This is a genomic window from Corynebacterium glyciniphilum AJ 3170 (assembly GCF_007673095.1).
In the GTDB taxonomy this organism is placed as follows: domain Bacteria; phylum Actinomycetota; class Actinomycetes; order Mycobacteriales; family Mycobacteriaceae; genus Corynebacterium.
In genome coordinates, this window is the sequence record NZ_VDYZ01000010.1 from 1 (window position 1) to 14,147 (window position 14,147).

14 protein-coding genes and 1 tRNA gene are annotated in these 14,147 nt (G+C 65.8%); 9 read left to right on the forward strand and 6 right to left on the reverse strand.

What is annotated here, in order from left to right; genetic code table 11:
• Nucleotides 1-142: 142 nt before the first annotated feature.
• Nucleotides 143-1,969, forward strand: a complete 1,827-nt coding sequence (locus FS507_RS10535) for a phosphoenolpyruvate carboxykinase (GTP) (RefSeq protein ID WP_145942751.1) — start codon at nucleotides 143-145, stop codon at nucleotides 1,967-1,969.
• A gap of 132 nt (nucleotides 1,970-2,101) precedes the next feature.
• Here the strand turns inward: FS507_RS10535 and FS507_RS10540 are convergent, their stop codons facing one another.
• The 4 genes from FS507_RS10540 to FS507_RS10555 are packed head-to-tail and all read right to left on the reverse strand — an operon-like array spanning nucleotide 2,102 to nucleotide 5,684.
• Nucleotides 2,102-3,007, reverse strand: a complete 906-nt coding sequence (locus tag FS507_RS10540) for a metal ABC transporter permease (RefSeq protein WP_145942752.1) — start codon at nucleotides 3,005-3,007, stop codon at nucleotides 2,102-2,104.
• Complete coding sequence (locus FS507_RS10545; RefSeq protein ID WP_260853319.1) at nucleotides 3,004-3,948, reverse strand: metal ABC transporter permease; 945 nt, start codon at nucleotides 3,946-3,948, stop codon at nucleotides 3,004-3,006. The genes FS507_RS10540 and FS507_RS10545 overlap by 4 nt, the downstream gene beginning before the upstream one ends.
• Nucleotides 3,945-4,712: a metal ABC transporter ATP-binding protein gene (locus tag FS507_RS10550; RefSeq protein ID WP_145942909.1), complete on the reverse strand. Its 768-nt coding sequence runs from the start codon at nucleotides 4,710-4,712 to the stop codon at nucleotides 3,945-3,947. The genes FS507_RS10545 and FS507_RS10550 overlap by 4 nt, the downstream gene beginning before the upstream one ends.
• Before the next feature lie 24 nt (nucleotides 4,713-4,736).
• Complete coding sequence (locus FS507_RS10555) at nucleotides 4,737-5,684, reverse strand: metal ABC transporter substrate-binding protein (RefSeq protein ID WP_145942753.1); 948 nt, start codon at nucleotides 5,682-5,684, stop codon at nucleotides 4,737-4,739.
• Between the two features lie 156 nt (nucleotides 5,685-5,840).
• On the opposite strand from FS507_RS10555, the gene FS507_RS10560 reads away from it, so the two are divergent.
• From FS507_RS10560 to FS507_RS10590, 7 genes are all read left to right on the forward strand, one after another.
• Nucleotides 5,841-6,512, forward strand: a complete 672-nt coding sequence (locus FS507_RS10560) for a metal-dependent transcriptional regulator (protein ID WP_145942754.1) — start codon at nucleotides 5,841-5,843, stop codon at nucleotides 6,510-6,512.
• Nucleotides 6,509-7,201 (forward strand): hypothetical protein, encoded by a 693-nt coding sequence (locus FS507_RS10565; RefSeq protein WP_260853320.1) that lies wholly within the window; start codon nucleotides 6,509-6,511, stop codon nucleotides 7,199-7,201. The genes FS507_RS10560 and FS507_RS10565 overlap by 4 nt, the downstream gene beginning before the upstream one ends.
• Nucleotides 7,202-7,291: 90 nt before the next feature.
• The gene (eno, locus tag FS507_RS10570) at nucleotides 7,292-8,572 is read left to right on the forward strand and encodes a phosphopyruvate hydratase (protein WP_145942755.1); all 1,281 of its coding nucleotides are present in this window, start codon (nucleotides 7,292-7,294) and stop codon (nucleotides 8,570-8,572) included.
• A 30-nt stretch (nucleotides 8,573-8,602) separates the two neighbouring features.
• On the forward strand, nucleotides 8,603-9,337 hold the full coding sequence (locus tag FS507_RS10575) for an FtsB family cell division protein (RefSeq protein ID WP_145942756.1): 735 nt from the start codon (nucleotides 8,603-8,605) through the stop codon (nucleotides 9,335-9,337).
• 56 nt (nucleotides 9,338-9,393) lie between these two features.
• Nucleotides 9,394-9,951, forward strand: a complete 558-nt coding sequence (locus tag FS507_RS10580) for a DUF501 domain-containing protein (RefSeq protein ID WP_075811645.1) — start codon at nucleotides 9,394-9,396, stop codon at nucleotides 9,949-9,951.
• Nucleotides 9,948-10,907, forward strand: a complete 960-nt coding sequence (locus FS507_RS10585; protein ID WP_145942757.1) for a Ppx/GppA phosphatase family protein — start codon at nucleotides 9,948-9,950, stop codon at nucleotides 10,905-10,907. Before FS507_RS10580 ends, FS507_RS10585 begins: the two co-directional genes overlap by 4 nt.
• A 16-nt stretch (nucleotides 10,908-10,923) precedes the next feature.
• A tRNA-Leu gene (locus FS507_RS10590) sits at nucleotides 10,924-10,997 on the forward strand.
• A 259-nt stretch (nucleotides 10,998-11,256) separates the two neighbouring features.
• Here FS507_RS10590 and FS507_RS10595 read toward each other — a convergent pair.
• Nucleotides 11,257-12,408: an SPFH domain-containing protein gene (locus tag FS507_RS10595; RefSeq protein ID WP_145942758.1), complete on the reverse strand. Its 1,152-nt coding sequence runs from the start codon at nucleotides 12,406-12,408 to the stop codon at nucleotides 11,257-11,259.
• Nucleotides 12,409-12,566: 158 nt separating this feature from the next.
• On the opposite strand from FS507_RS10595, the gene FS507_RS10600 reads away from it, so the two are divergent.
• Nucleotides 12,567-13,325, forward strand: coding sequence for a sulfite exporter TauE/SafE family protein (locus FS507_RS10600; RefSeq protein ID WP_186314658.1), 759 nt, complete (start codon nucleotides 12,567-12,569; stop codon nucleotides 13,323-13,325).
• Here FS507_RS10600 and FS507_RS10605 read toward each other — a convergent pair.
• Entirely contained in the window at nucleotides 13,300-14,142 is an 843-nt protein-coding gene (locus FS507_RS10605) for a helix-turn-helix domain-containing protein (RefSeq protein ID WP_145942760.1), read from the reverse strand. The two genes, FS507_RS10600 and FS507_RS10605, sit on opposite strands and share 26 nt — an antisense overlap.
• Nucleotides 14,143-14,147 lie beyond the last annotated feature (5 nt).

Here is a 14,147-nt window from a genome sequence, read left to right on the forward strand (position 1 = left end):
CTGGCGTAAGGGCATCAAGACGTTGTACTACATCCGGCTGCGTCAGACGGCCATGGCGGGTACCGAGGTCGAAGGCTGCGTGAGCTGCATGCTCTGAAGCACGAACCTCATCACCGCGAGACAGACAAGAGAGAAGATACACATGAATATCACCGGTCCGAGAATCAATAACCCAGCAGTCCTCGACTTCATTCGCGAATGGGCGGGGATTACGGAGCCTGACCGCATTGAGGTCATAGACACCCATGACGACGCGCGTCTCATCGGTGAGGCCCTCGCTGCCGGAGAACTGCAGAGGGTCGGCGACAACTGCTACTATTCGCGCTCCCACGTCAAGGACACGGCCCGTTCAGAAGAACGCACCATCGTCGCCACGTCCGATCCCGACGACCGCGGGGCCTACAACAACTGGAGACTCGCCGATGACGTGAAGAGTGAGATCGTCACACGCATGGCCGGCCAGTCAAAAGGGAAGACCATGTACGTGGTCCCGTATCTGATGGCGGTACCCGGCAGCCCACTTGCGCGGTACGCGGTGGGTGTCGAACTGACGGATGACCGGACAGTTGTTCTCCAGATGTTGCGTATGGCACGGGTCGGTATCGACTACGTCGCCGACGTGGCCGGATTCTTCGTGCGGGGAGTCCACGTGACAGGGGACCTCGATACGATGGGGCAGGGCACCGACGGGGACCGCCGAATGTTCGCCACCGTCGCCGATGAGCGCATGATCCTGCACTACGGCTCTGCATACGGTGGAAATGCCCTTCTGGGAAAAATCGCTCACGGGCTGAGACTGGCTTCCTATGACGGAAGAAAGTCAGGGGAGTTCCTTGCCGAACAGTTCATGCTGATGGGGATCACGGACACTGAAACGGGGAGAACCTGGCATGTTGCCGGAGGATTCCCGAGCGCCTCGGGGAAGACGAACCTCGCGATGACTCTTCCGCCGGACGCTCTCGGTGACCGGTACCGGGTGAGTTTCTACGGCGATGACATTGCCTGGATGTGGGCAGGTGAGGACGGGCGTCTCTACGCGATGAACCCGGAGAACGGAGTTTTCGGGGTTGCACGCGACACCAATCACCGAACCAATCCGGCCGCCATGGATGCCCTCGCACCCGGAAGCGGGACAATCTTCACTAATGTCGCATTCAACGATGATACCGGTGAAGTGTGGTGGGAAGGTCGGACGCCCGGGCCGCCTGACGACACCACCGGATGGAGAGACTGGACAGGCGTGCTGATCGACGACCGGGGTCCCAGCGACGAGAACAAACCGTGGGCACATCCGAACAGCCGTTTCACGAGTCGTCTGTCGAACGTCCCGACAGTCGCCGATGATGCTGACGATCCGGCCGGTGTCCCCGTCGACGTGATCATCTTCGGCGGACGCACCCGGGATCGTGAACCACTTGCCCGTGTGATCGGCGGCGTGGCCGACGGCGTCTACGACGGGTTCACCCTCGGCGCCGAAGCGACGTTCGCTGCAGAAGGTGTGGAGGGTCGACTCCGGTACGACCCGATGTCGATGAGACCGTTCATGTCGTACGGTGAAGGGGACTACCTGAAGCATTGGCTCGAGATCTTCGACAAGCTCTCTGATCCGCCGACGATCGCGCACGTGAACTGGTTCCAGCGCGACCCACAGGACGGGCACTACCTGTGGCCGGGGTTCCGGGAGAATCTCCGGGTCCTGCTGTGGATCCTGGAGTACAGGGAAGGAAACGTCCGCGGAACAGAGACGCCCGTAGGCACATTACCGGTCGCAGAGGAACTGGATCTCCGGGGACTGGAATCTGCAGATCTCGGCGTCGGTGACCTTGCACAGCTACTCAGTGTCGATGCAGTCCGGTGGGGCCAGGAGATGCAGGCTCGGACGGAACACATGAAGACTTTCGATCGCATCCCGAAACGGGTCGCCGAGGCTCACCAGAGGATGACGGACGCAGTTTCTGAGCTTCAGTAGGCCACCGTCTCGGTGTACGGCCCGCCGCTGTACAGGCACTGCGGTTGCTTCACTGGCGGGCACCGGGGAGGATGATCATCTGGTCATCATCTCATCCCCGCGCACGACCCCACTGTGACGGAGCGCCGACCCTCAGGCAGCGATAGTCGCGTTGGGTGTGTCGGATGTACTGGTGTCGCGTCCTGCCCGTTGCCGTACCGAACGGGATGCCCGTGAACCGGCCAGAACGACGAGGAATACGATCCCGTAGAACACGGCCATGCCGGCGCTCGTCGGGGTGTCCAGTGTGTATGCGGTCCAGAATCCCGCGAGGGCTCCACTCACGGCGATGACTGCAGTCAACGCCAGCATCATCGGGAGACGCGAACTCACCAGGTATGCGGTGGCGGGGGGAACGATCATCAGGGCCACCACGAGAATGGCCCCTGTGGCGTTGAATGCCGCAGTGACCGTCACCGAGACCAGGAACATGAACGTGGTGTTCAACAACCGGGTACGCATACCGAGGCTGGTGGCGAACTGAGGGTCGAACGTCGTGACCTTCAGCCGGGTATAGAACACTGCCAGGAACGCGATGTTGACGGCCAGTACCACGAGCATCACGTAAAGGTACCGGGGGCCGATGGACGTACCGTTGACCGTCAGATGCTCGAAAGCGGCCAGGTTGAGGTCCCCGACCAGCACGGCGTGAGTATCGAGATGCACGTTCGCGAAGTTCATCGTGACCATGATCACGCCGACGCTGAACAGTGCGGGAAAGACGAGCCCCTGGGGGGAGTCCCCGGTGAGCAGTCCGGTCTGCGACAGCCACTCGCTGCCGAGGACCACAATGAGCCCGGCCAGTGCCGCACCGATGATCAGCACGGGGGAATCCATGTCGTGGGTGAAGAAATACCCCACGACGATGCCGGGAAGTACGGCGTGCCCGATGCCGTCGACGAGCATGGAGTTCCTGCGAAGGACCACGAACACTCCGGGCAATGCGCAGGCGAGCGCTGTAACCACCGCCAGTAGTGCGGTGCCGACGACGAAAGTCACGGTGCCACCTCCAGTTCCCTCTTCAGGTCCCTACGCGCCCGGTACCGGGACACCATGTGGGTGACGATGCTGCGACGGGGTGACAACAGCAGGGACAGCACGAAAATACCGAACAGCGTCAACACGATCAGCGGACCGGTAGGGACCCCACCCAAAGCGATCGACAGGTAGGCGCCCAGGCCGCTTCCTGTTGCGCCGATCAGCGCCGAGAGCACGACCATACTGGGTAGCCGCCGGGTCCACTGTCGTGCGGCTGCCGGGGGCGTGACCACGAAGGCCACCATGAGCACCAGACCCACCGCCTTCACACCGATGACCGTGGCGATCACGATCGTGGTGAACATGAGGGTGTCGATGACCCCGGCGCGGAAGCCGAGGACCGTCGAATGCTGCGGGTCGAATGTCCGCAGCGCGAACTCCTTCCAGAACACCGCGGTGAGAATGAGGGCCACGGCGCCCACGACGATGCTGGTGATCAAGTCAGCTCTGGTGATGACCGAGGCATTACCGAACAGGTAGTCCTGGATACCGCCCTTACCGGGGTAGGTCCCGTCGGAGATGATGCGCATCAGGAGCATTCCCGCTCCGAAGAAGACGGTCAATGAGATCGCCATGGCGGTGTCGATGCGGATCTTGGTCGCGCGCGAGATGCCGTTGGCGAGCAGCACAGCTATCGTCCCGATGATCACGGCACCGATGATCAGGGCGATCATGTTGCGGCCGTCCGTGCCGAGAATGACCACCGAGACGAGGAACGCCAGCAACGTCCCGGGAAGCGCAGCATGCGAGATGACGTCACTGATCAGAGACTGTTTGCGCAGATACGCGAAGGATCCCAGCGCGCCGGCGACCAGACCGATCGCCATCGTGCCGAGGAAGACCATCCGGTAGGTGTGGTTCGAGAGGAAGTCCGCCGGACCTATGAGATTTTCCAGGCTCATGCAGTGAACCCCAGGAATGCGTCGCTGTCCGGGCCGTCGCCGGTGACCTCGTAGGCCGTCCGGATGTTCTCGACCGTATATGCCTCGTCCACCGGGCCGGTGGCGACGATACGACGGTTCAGGAGCGTGACGTGGTCGCAGTAGTCCTTGACGGTGGCCAGGTCGTGGTGCACGATCACCACTGTCTTGCCCTGCTCGCGGAGTGTGTGCAGGACGTTGACGATGGCCTGCTGGCTCTTCGCGTCAATTCCCTGGAACGGCTCATCCATGAAATACAGGTCCGGTTCCTGGACCAGGGCACGTGCGAGGAAAACCCGCTGTCGCTGCCCTCCGGAGAGCTCGCCGATCTGGCGGCCGGCCAGATGGGGTATACCCGTCTGCTCCAGAGCCGCATCCGCGCGTGACCGTTCGTCCCGTCCGGGGCGCCGTAGCCAGCCGAGTTGGCCGTAGGTCCCCATCGTGACGACATCCCGCACGGTGGTCGGAAAATCCCAGTCCACGCTGGCCGACTGGGGCATGTAGCCGACACTCTGACGCACTCGGGCCAGTGGACGGCCGAAGAACCTGCTGGTACCGGTGAGAGGTTTCACCAGGCCGAGCATCGCCTTGATGAGTGTTGACTTCCCGGCACCGTTCGGTCCGACGATCCCCATCACCACGCCGGTGGGGACACTCAGGTTGATCTGCCGCAGAACGGGTTCGGCGCGGTAGGCGACACTGAGGTTGTCGGCCTGGCAGGCCGGGACGCGAGTTGTGGTGGTCATTGTGGTGGTCATCGACACAACCTCCTATTCGGCGGAACTTCCGAGGGCGTCAGAGACAGCGCGGGCGTTGTGCAGGAACACCTCGAGGTAGGTGTCCACGTCTTCGTCGGCGCCCAGCGAGTCCGCGTAGAGTTCCTCATCCGACACCGCGACATTCCAGCCTCGTGCGTTCACCGCCTCACGCAGGCTGGTGATCGCCTGCGGGTTGGCCTGGTTGTCCTGGAAGATGGTGGGTACTTCGTTGTCGGCGATGAGGTCAGCCAGTCCGCTGATCTCCTCGGGGCTCAGTGCAGCCTCGGTGGAGACGTAGTCGGTGGCGTGGACCTCGAGATCGTAGGTGTCGCCGAAGTAGTTGAATGCGTCGTGGCCGGTGATCAGCATCCTGGGGTCCGGGATATCGGCGAGAAGATCTTCGGCTTCGGCGTCGGCATCCTCGATCTCCTGCTGGTACTCCTCGGCGTTCGCGGTGTACTCGTCGGCGTTGTCCGGGTCGATGTCGCCGAGATGATCCGCGACGTAGCCGACGACCAGGGACCACGCCTCCGGGCTGTTCCAGACGTGCGGGTCATGCAGCGGGTTGCCCTCGTCGTCGGTCTCCGGCCAGTCCAGCAGCAGATCCTCCGGTAGCTGGTCACCGACGGCAAGCTGGGTGTCACCGAGGCTTTCGAGCTGGTCGATCATCTGTGCCTCGAGATGCAGTCCGTTCCACAGGACCGCATCGGAGTTCTGGATCGTCTCGATGTCCTGGGTGGACGGCTGGTAGGTGTGCGGGTCACCCCCGGGGCCGACCATGGTGGTGACCTCGGCGTCAGGTGCGATGTTGGCCACGGCGTCGGCGAGGTAGCCGGTGGTGGCGTAGACCGTGAGTCCGTCACCGCCGGGGCCGTCGGATGCCGATGAGCATCCGGCGAGTGTGAGACCTGCGGCGGTCGCGAGGCCGGTTACGGCAACTGTTCTCCGTGAAAAGTGCATGTCATCCTCTTTATCGTCGTGTGGAACACCAAAGTTCGTCCAATTGTACTTCACTCATTCAGCGAATGAACAAGTGGTGCCGTCCGCGAACTGACAGGGAGGCTCGTCGCGCGCTTCATCGAGGGGGCCGAAGGCGGGTGGGGTAAGCTGTCGGGCATGCATGTCACCGATCTGCCGGACCGGTCGCAGGACTACCTCAAGAAGATCTACGATCTCCAGGAGTGGGACCGCAGCGGCGCGTCCCTCTCCGTCCTCGCCGATGAGCTGGGGCAGCGCCGCTCCACCGCGTCGGAGGCGGTGAAAAGGCTCGTCACCGAGGGCCTCGTCGTCCACGCGCCCTACGGGGACATCACCCTCAGCGAGGACGGCCGGCGGCTGGCACTGCAGATGGTCCGCCGCCACCGGCTCATCGAGACCTACCTGCTGCGCGAACTCGACTACGGCGTCGACGAGGTCCACGACGAAGCCGAAGTCCTCGAACACGCCGTGTCCGACACCTTCATCGCCCGCATCGACGCGGCGATGGGCCACCCCGTCCGCGACCCCCACGGCGACCCGATCCCCGACGGAGACGGGAAGATCGCCGTCCCGGACACCGAGCCGCTCTCGGAGGCGACGGTGGGCCAGCGGCTCCTCGTCGACCGGATCAGCGACCGCGACGGTGCGCTGCTGCGCTACCTACAGGACAACGGCATCGCGCCGGGAGTCCACCTCGTCGTCGGTGAACGTCCCTATCCGGACATGGCTGTGGTCACGGTGGAGGGGCGTGACGTCCAGCTCTCCGTCGCGTCACTGTCGGCGATCCTCTGCCTCGTGGAGGACCGGTGACGGCAGGCACCCGTCCGAGTGGCCGTGCCGGGTGCGGTGGATTCCTCGGCCTGATCGCCACCGTCCTGCTCGTCGTCATCGTCGTCGGGGTGTTCCTCGTCGACGAGCAGGAACCGGAGGAAGAGCGCGTCCCGGTGCCGGAGGACGTGCCCCCGGCACGCGCCTCGACCGTGCACGACCTTGCCGCGACCGCCGAGTCACTCTCGATGCCGGAGGACCATCTCGCCGGTTACATCGATGGCGCCCAGACCGTCGCGTCGGAGTTCCCGTCCTGCAACATCGCGTGGAACACGCTGGCGGGTATCGGCTTCATCGAGTCGCACCACGGCACCTACGGCGCGGGGGAGGACGGCGGCCGCATCATCGGTCCGCGGTTGGACGGCTCAGGTGAGTTCATGGAGATCCCGGACACCGACAACGGCGAACTCGACGGTGACCCCGAGTACGACCGCGCCGTCGGGCCGATGCAGTTCCTCCCCGAATCCTGGGGGATCTACGGGGCCGGGGGAGACCCGCACGACATCGGGGACGCGGCCGCCGCCGCCGGACGCCTGCTCTGCGGGCACGACCGGGACCTGGACACCGCCGACGGATGGAGCCGGGCACTGTTCAGTTACAACCGATCCGAGGAATACATGATCTCGGTGCGCGACGCCGCGGCGAACTACGCACTGGGTCAGGCCGCCTGACCGGCTGGCTGACGGACGCGGTGCCGATAGGGCAGTATGGTGGTGACTGATATCCCACCGACTTCTCCAGCCGAGGAGGCTGACACCCACATGGCCGAAATCATGCAGATCATCGCCCGCGAAATCCTGGACTCCCGTGGTAACCCGACAGTCGAGGTCGAGGTCGGTCTGGACGACGGCTCCGTCGGACGGGCCGCCGTGCCCTCCGGCGCCTCCACCGGTGTGCACGAGGCACACGAACTGCGTGACGGTGGCGACCGCTACCTCGGCAAGGGCGTGCTCGAGGCCGTCAAGAACGTCATCGGTGAGATCGACGAGGCCCTGGCAGGCATCGAGGCCGACGACCAGCGCCTGGTGGACCAGGCCATGATCGAACTGGACGGCACGCCCAACAAGTCCCGCCTCGGCGCGAACGCCATCCTCGGCGTCTCCATGGCCGTGGCCAAGGCCGCCGCAGACTCCGCCGGCCTGCAGCTCTTCCGTTACATCGGCGGCCCCAACGGCCACGTCCTGCCCGTGCCGATGATGAACATCCTCAACGGCGGCGCCCACGCCGACTCCGGGGTGGACGTCCAGGAGTTCATGATCGCCCCGATCGGCGCGGAGACCTTCAGCGAGGCCCTGCGCATCGGCGCAGAGGTCTACCACTCCCTGAAGAAGGTGCTGAAGGACAAGGGACTGTCCACTGGCCTGGGTGACGAGGGTGGCTTCGCCCCCTCCGTCGACTCCACCCGTGCCGCGCTGGACGTCATCGACGAGGCGATCTCCGCCGCCGGCTACACCCTCGGCACCGACGTGGCCCTCGCGCTCGACGTCGCAGCCTCCGAGTTCTACGAGGACGGCCACTACAACTTCGAGGGTGGCAAGCGCACCGCCGAGGAGATGGCGAAGGTCTACGGCGAACTCGTCGAGGAGTACGCGCTGGTCTCCATCGAGGACCCGCTGCACGAGGACGACTGGGAGGGCTGGGCCAGGCTCACCGCCGAGATCGGCGACAAGGTCCAGCTCGTCGGCGACGACCTCTTCGTCACCAACCCGGAGCGCCTGCGCCGCGGTATCGACGAGGACGTCGCCAACGCCCTGCTGGTCAAAGTCAACCAGATCGGTACCCTCACCGAGACCTTCGACGCCGTCGCCCTGGCACACAACAGCGGCTACAAGTCGATGATGTCCCACCGCTCCGGTGAGACCGAGGACACCACCATCGCCGACCTGGCCGTCGCACTGAACTGCGGCCAGATCAAGACCGGTGCACCGGCCCGCTCCGAGCGTGTCGCCAAGTACAACCAGCTGCTGCGCATCGAGAGCTACCTGGAAGGCGCCGCGGTCTACGCCGGTGCGTCCGCCTTCCCGCGGTTCACTGCGAAGTAGTCCCGGGGCAACGGGCTAGAATCGGTCCCCATGGGTACACGTGACCGGAGGGACCGGGAAGACACGAGACCGTCGGACGAGCGCGACAGCGCCCGGGCCGACGGTCCTGGTCTGCCACGACCACGGTCGGTGGAGAAGCGGGACCGGCGTCAGCGCGAGGTGCGTCAGGCGCCGCGCAAGCTGGCACGTTCCTTCGTTGAACTCCCGAAGAAGATGAACCCGCTGGTCACCGTCGCGGTGATCCTGGTGGTGGCGTTCGTGGCACTGTCCGTGGCGACGCCGCTGCGCAACTACTTCCAGCAGCGTGCCGAGATCGCCGAGGTGAACGCCACCATCGAACGGCAGCTGGCGGAACGCGACGACCTCAACGCCGAACTCGACCGGTACAACAGCGAGGCCTACGTCCGGGAACAGGCCCGGACGCGCCTCGGGGTCGTGGAGCCGGGGGAATCCGCCTTCCGGCTGATGGACCCGCGTATCGACACCAGTTCGCCGACGGACCCCGGCGTGGAACACGATGATTCGGAACCCGACCCCTGGTACACCCAACTGTGGGGTTCCGTCGCCACCCCCGACGACGAGGACGGCGAGGCGGGGGAGGCCGGTGGAGACGGCGGGTCGGGGCAGGACGACGGTCGCGACGGTGAATCCGGTAACCTCCCGATTGACCCGGACCAGCCGGAGGCACCCGCCCAGGAGGGCGACCCGGACCTGCAGCGCGAACTGCAGGAACAGCAGCAGCAACAACAGCAGGGAGCACAGTAGTGACCGACGGCACTGAGAGCACCGGCAGCACCGTGAGCGATGCCGACTACGAGACCATGTCCCGCCAGCTCGGACGCAAGATCCGTGGTGCGATCGAGGTCTCCTACCGCACCCCGGACGGGGCGCCGGCCGTGGTCAAGACCGCCCCACGTCTGCCGGACGGCACGCCGTTCCCCACGCTGTACTACCTGACCGATCCGCGGCTGACCGCCGAGGCGTCCCGCCTGGAGGTGGCCGGGGTGATGCGCACGATGCAGGCCCGCCTGCGGGAGGACGCTGAGCTGGCCGCCGACTACCAGGCCGCACACGAGCACTACCTGGCGGAACGCAACGCCATCGAGTCGCTGGGCACGGACTTCTCCGGCGGCGGCATGCCGGACCGGGTGAAGTGCCTGCATGTGCTCATCGCCTACGCGCTGGCCGAGGGACCCTCACGCGTCCGTCTGGGTACCGAGGCGGTGGCGCTGGCGGCGGCACACACCCCGAAGCTGTCCGGCACCGCCATCCCCGCCGACTGGCCCACCCCGGAGGACCTCGGGACGTCCATCGAGGCGGCGTTCGACGAGCACGTCGACGAAATGACCTATGACCGTTCTGACGAGGAGGACCAGTGACCGGCACCTACGCCGCCATCGACTGCGGAACGAACTCGATCCGCCTGCTGATCAGCGAGGTCCTGGAGGACGGGACGCTGCGGGAGATCAACCGCGACAACATCATCGTCCGCCTCGGCCAGGGTGTGGACGCCACCGGACGTTTCGCCGACGCCGCGCTCGACCGCGTCGACGAGGCACTGGGCATCTACGCCGACCGGATGATCATGAACGGTGTCACCGACGTGATGATGGGGGCCACGTCCGCCACCCGTGACGCGGAGAACCGTGAGGACTTCTTCGCCATCACCCGCCGCCACCTGGGCCGCGTGGCCCCGGGAGTGCAGGCGGAGGTCGTCACCGGCATCCGGGAGGCGCAGCTGTCCTTCGCCGGGGCGGTCGCCGACATGGAGCCGACCGACGGTCACATCTGCGTGATCGACCTGGGCGGAGGATCCACCGAGTTCGTCGTCGACGCCTACGGGGAGGGGAGTGGGCAGGCCTGCTCCGCCGACATGGGCTGCGTGCGGCTCACCGAACGCTACCTGCACACCGTGCCGCCCACCGACGAGGAGATCGCCGAGGCCCGGGGTTACGTCGACGGGCTGATGGCGACGGTGGAGGAGAACGTGGACCTCGACAGCGTCACCCGTGTCGTGGGTGTCGCGGGCACCGTGACGACCGTGGCGGCAATCCAGAAGGGGCTGACCGAGTACAACCCGGAGAAGACCCACATGTCCGAGATCGATCTGGCGGACTTCCGGTCCACGGCCCGGTCTCTGCTGGGGGAGACGGTGGAGCAGCGTCGGGAGCACCCGGCGATGCACCCGGGACGTGCCGACGTGATCGGTGGCGGTGCGATCGTGATCGACGCCTTCGCCACCCGTTTCCTGGACAAGGGGCTGACGTCGATCACGGTCAGTGAGAAAGATATCCTGGACGGTATCCTGGCCGAGGTCATCGAGCGCAACAGCTAGACGACCCAGGTCGTGCGCCCCTATAGCCCAATTGGCAGAGGCAGCGGACTTAAAATCCGCGCAGTGTCGGTTCGAGTCCGACTGGGGGCACAGTGCGAATCCGGAGATATGTGTTGGTCGGCAGGTGACGGTGGCCGAGCGGCAGCGTGCATGCCACGTCAGACTCGTTGCGCCCGCTGCGATCACCGGCGGCGGGTGGCGGCACGTAGAGGACGGTGCCGCGCGACTCAGGTGCCAGAATCGGTCAGCGCAGAGCCGCTCGTCGGACCGATCCTGGCACCTGAATTACGCGGTCACGTCCCGGTAGTTCTGGCCGGGACCGACCCCGACAGCTCGTCGCGACGCGCACCTACTCGGTGGCCGCGACCTCCGCACCACGCGACCCGGCAGCGGTCTCCCGCAGGTTCGGGATCACCGCGGCGAACTGGCCGAGCAGCTTGGTCAGGTCCTGACCCTCGCCGACCATGGTGAGGTTCGCGCCGGTGAGACCCTCCGCCATGGCCGAGAAGATCTCCGGGAGCTGATCGACGACCTGCTTGTCCAGGATCACGCCGTTGTTGGACGCCACTGCCGCAGCCTCGGTCCGCAGGGCCGCAGCCTTCGCCTCGGCGTTGATGCGGGTGCGCTCTGCCTCGGCCTCCGCCGGCTTGATGACCTCAGAGACCAGTTCCTGCTCACGCAGCGCGGCCTGCGACTCGGCCAGGCGGGCCTGCTCCTCGGCGACCTCGCGGTCAGTCTCGGCACGGCGACGGGCCAGGGCAGCCTGCGCGGCGATGACCTGTTCCTGGGCCTCGGCCTCAGCACGCGGGCCCGCGGCGTTGGCCTCGGCCTTGGCGGCGGCGATCTCCTTGGTGTTCTCCGCGACCTTGGTGTCCGTCTCGCGCTGGAAGTCGGACTTGCGACGCTCGGACTTCTGCTGCTCCTCGGCGATCTCGGCGTCACGCTGGGCTTCGGCGACAGCACGCTCACGCTGAACGCGGGCCAGTTCCGGGGCGGACAGTGCCTGGATGTAGCCGTTCGGGTCGCTGATCGAGTTGATCTGGAAGCTGTCGATCTGCCAGCCGAACCGCAGCATGCGTGGCTCGGCGTTGGAGAGCACCTGGCTGGCCAGCGCCGTGCGGTCGGAGATCATCTCCTCCACGGTGAGCTGACCGATCATGGCGCGGGTCTCGCCGGAGAAGATGTCTTGCGCGGTGGACACGATCTGTCCCTGATCGACGCCCAGGAAACGGTTCGCGGCCTCGACCACGCTGTTCTTGTCCGCGGTCACGGAGAACACCACCGACGCCTCCACGTCCACGTCGACGTTCTGCTTCGACTGGGCACGCACCGCGATGTTCACGGTGTTCGCACCGATGTGGAAACGCTGCACCCGGTGCAGCACAGGCACGGACCAGGCGCCGCCACCGATGACGACGCGGTAGGGGTTGTCGGGCTTGCGGGCGATCATGCCACCCGTGATCAGCAGGGCCTCGGTGGGCTTCGGGACGTCGTAGAGCATTCGTCTTCTTTCTGTCGCAGCGGTGGACGTGCAGGAGAACACTTAGTACACCCTGAGCATATCGTAGTGACCGCGGCTTTCTCAGGGCGGTTGCAGAACCAGGGGTGCCCTCCGGCGAGCCCGCCGGGAACGCGTCGTGCCCAGGGTGTTTATGCTCGATCTCTGTGTCCACCGTCGCGATCGTCCTGATACTCGCCGTCCTCGTCGGAGCCGTACTCCAGCGCATCACCGGCATGGGTGTCGGCCTCGTCGCCGGCCCCGTGCTGTCTGTCGCACTCGGCCCGGCTGCCGGGGTGACCGTCGTCAACGGACTGTCCACCGTCAACGCGGTGAACAACGCCTGGGCGGTGCGGGCCAGGACCGACTGGCGGCGATTCAGCTTCCTCGCCGGAGGACTGGTGCTCGGATCACTCCCGGCCGTATTCGTTGTGCTGGTGATCGACGGCCCCTGGCTGCTGGTCACCGTCGGTGTGCTGGTGCTCGCCGCGCTCGGGGTCACGCTGTTCCAGCCGGAGAAGGCCCGGCTCTCGGAACGGTCCGTCCTGCCCATGGTGCTGGCAGGAGCGGCGGGCGGGTTCATGAGCACCGTCGCCGGCATCGCCGCGCCCGCCTTCACCGTGTACGCGCGGTTGACCGGCTGGGACTACCGTGATTTCGTGGCCACCCTGCACCCGGTGATCGTGGTCGCGAACCTGCTGTCCTTCGTACTCAAGATCGTCATCTTCGGTGGTGTCGACGTCGGTGGTCTGCCCGTCTGGTTGTGGATCCTCGCTGTCGCGGCGATCTTCGTCGGAGCCTGGTTCGGGGACCGGCTGTACGACCGGATCTCCAGCGAGGGCACCCGGAAACTCGCCACACTGCTGGCTTTCGCCGGTGCGGTGACGCTGGTGGTCAACGGTGTTGTTGCGATGTACTGAGCCGCTGCAGGGCCCGGTGCGTCGGGGAATCCTCCGCTGCGGTCCAGATCACGAGCTGTTGTTCTGAGTCGTCGGCCTTGACCAGCGTGTCCCAGTCCAGGACGAGTTCACCGACGTCCGGGTGGACCAGGGTCTTCGTCCCCGTTGTCAGGCTCGCCACCGTACGCGCCGCCCACCAGGAGGCGAACTGGGGGTCGCCGACGGACAGTTCTCCGACCAGGTTCGCCAGCCTGGCGTCGTCCGGATACTTCGCCGCCTCCATGCGTAGCTGGGCGACGGCGGTGCGTGCCACCGTCTCCCAGTCCTTGTACAACGAGCGCATCCGCGGGTCCGTGAAGAGGAGCCGGACGTAGTTCCGACGGGATTCCGGTATCCCGGAGAAATCGAGCATCATCGCGGCGGCCAGGCCGTTCCAGGCGAGGACGTCCATTCTGCGTCCCATGACGATGGCGGGCGTCGTCCGGAGGTCGTCCAGCAGCCTCCGCAATTGCGGCTGGACCTTCTGACGGGTACGACGGGGTGTCCGGACCTCCTGCCTGCCCGACAGGCTCACGAGATAGGACCGCTGGTCCTCGTCGAGCTGCAGGACATCCGCCAGGACGGTCAGGACCGGTGCGGACACCCGGATGCGTCCCTGCTCGACCCGCGTGTAGTAGTCGGTGCTGATATTGGCCAACGCAGCGACCTCTTCACGCCGCAACCCCGGCACCCGACGTGGCCCCGGGGTCTCCACGACACCCGCCTGGCGCGGGGACAGTTCGCTGCGCCGTGCCTTGAGGAAGGTCCCGAGTTCGCTCATCCTGGTATCGCCGCTCATGGTGG

What these genes read in the sequence shown, in the direction of transcription:
- FS507_RS10560 (WP_145942754.1), top strand. Translation starts at nt 5,841, where the DNA reads ATGCATGTCACCGATCTGCCGGACCGGTCGCAGGACTACCTCAAGAAG.
- FS507_RS10535 (WP_145942751.1), top strand. Translation starts at nt 143, where the DNA reads ATGAATATCACCGGTCCGAGAATCAATAACCCAGCAGTCCTCGACTTC.
- FS507_RS10605 (WP_145942760.1), bottom strand. Translation starts at nt 14,142, where the DNA reads ATGAGCGGCGATACCAGGATGAGCGAACTCGGGACCTTCCTCAAGGCA.
- FS507_RS10580 (WP_075811645.1), top strand. Translation starts at nt 9,394, where the DNA reads ATGTCCCGCCAGCTCGGACGCAAGATCCGTGGTGCGATCGAGGTCTCC.
- FS507_RS10595 (WP_145942758.1), bottom strand. Translation starts at nt 12,408, where the DNA reads ATGCTCTACGACGTCCCGAAGCCCACCGAGGCCCTGCTGATCACGGGT.
- FS507_RS10555 (WP_145942753.1), bottom strand. Translation starts at nt 5,684, where the DNA reads ATGCACTTTTCACGGAGAACAGTTGCCGTAACCGGCCTCGCGACCGCC.
- FS507_RS10575 (WP_145942756.1), top strand. Translation starts at nt 8,603, where the DNA reads ATGGGTACACGTGACCGGAGGGACCGGGAAGACACGAGACCGTCGGAC.
- FS507_RS10545 (WP_260853319.1), bottom strand. Translation starts at nt 3,948, where the DNA reads ATGAGCCTGGAAAATCTCATAGGTCCGGCGGACTTCCTCTCGAACCAC.
- FS507_RS10550 (WP_145942909.1), bottom strand. Translation starts at nt 4,712, where the DNA reads ATGACCACCACAACTCGCGTCCCGGCCTGCCAGGCCGACAACCTCAGT.
- eno (WP_145942755.1), top strand. Translation starts at nt 7,292, where the DNA reads ATGGCCGAAATCATGCAGATCATCGCCCGCGAAATCCTGGACTCCCGT.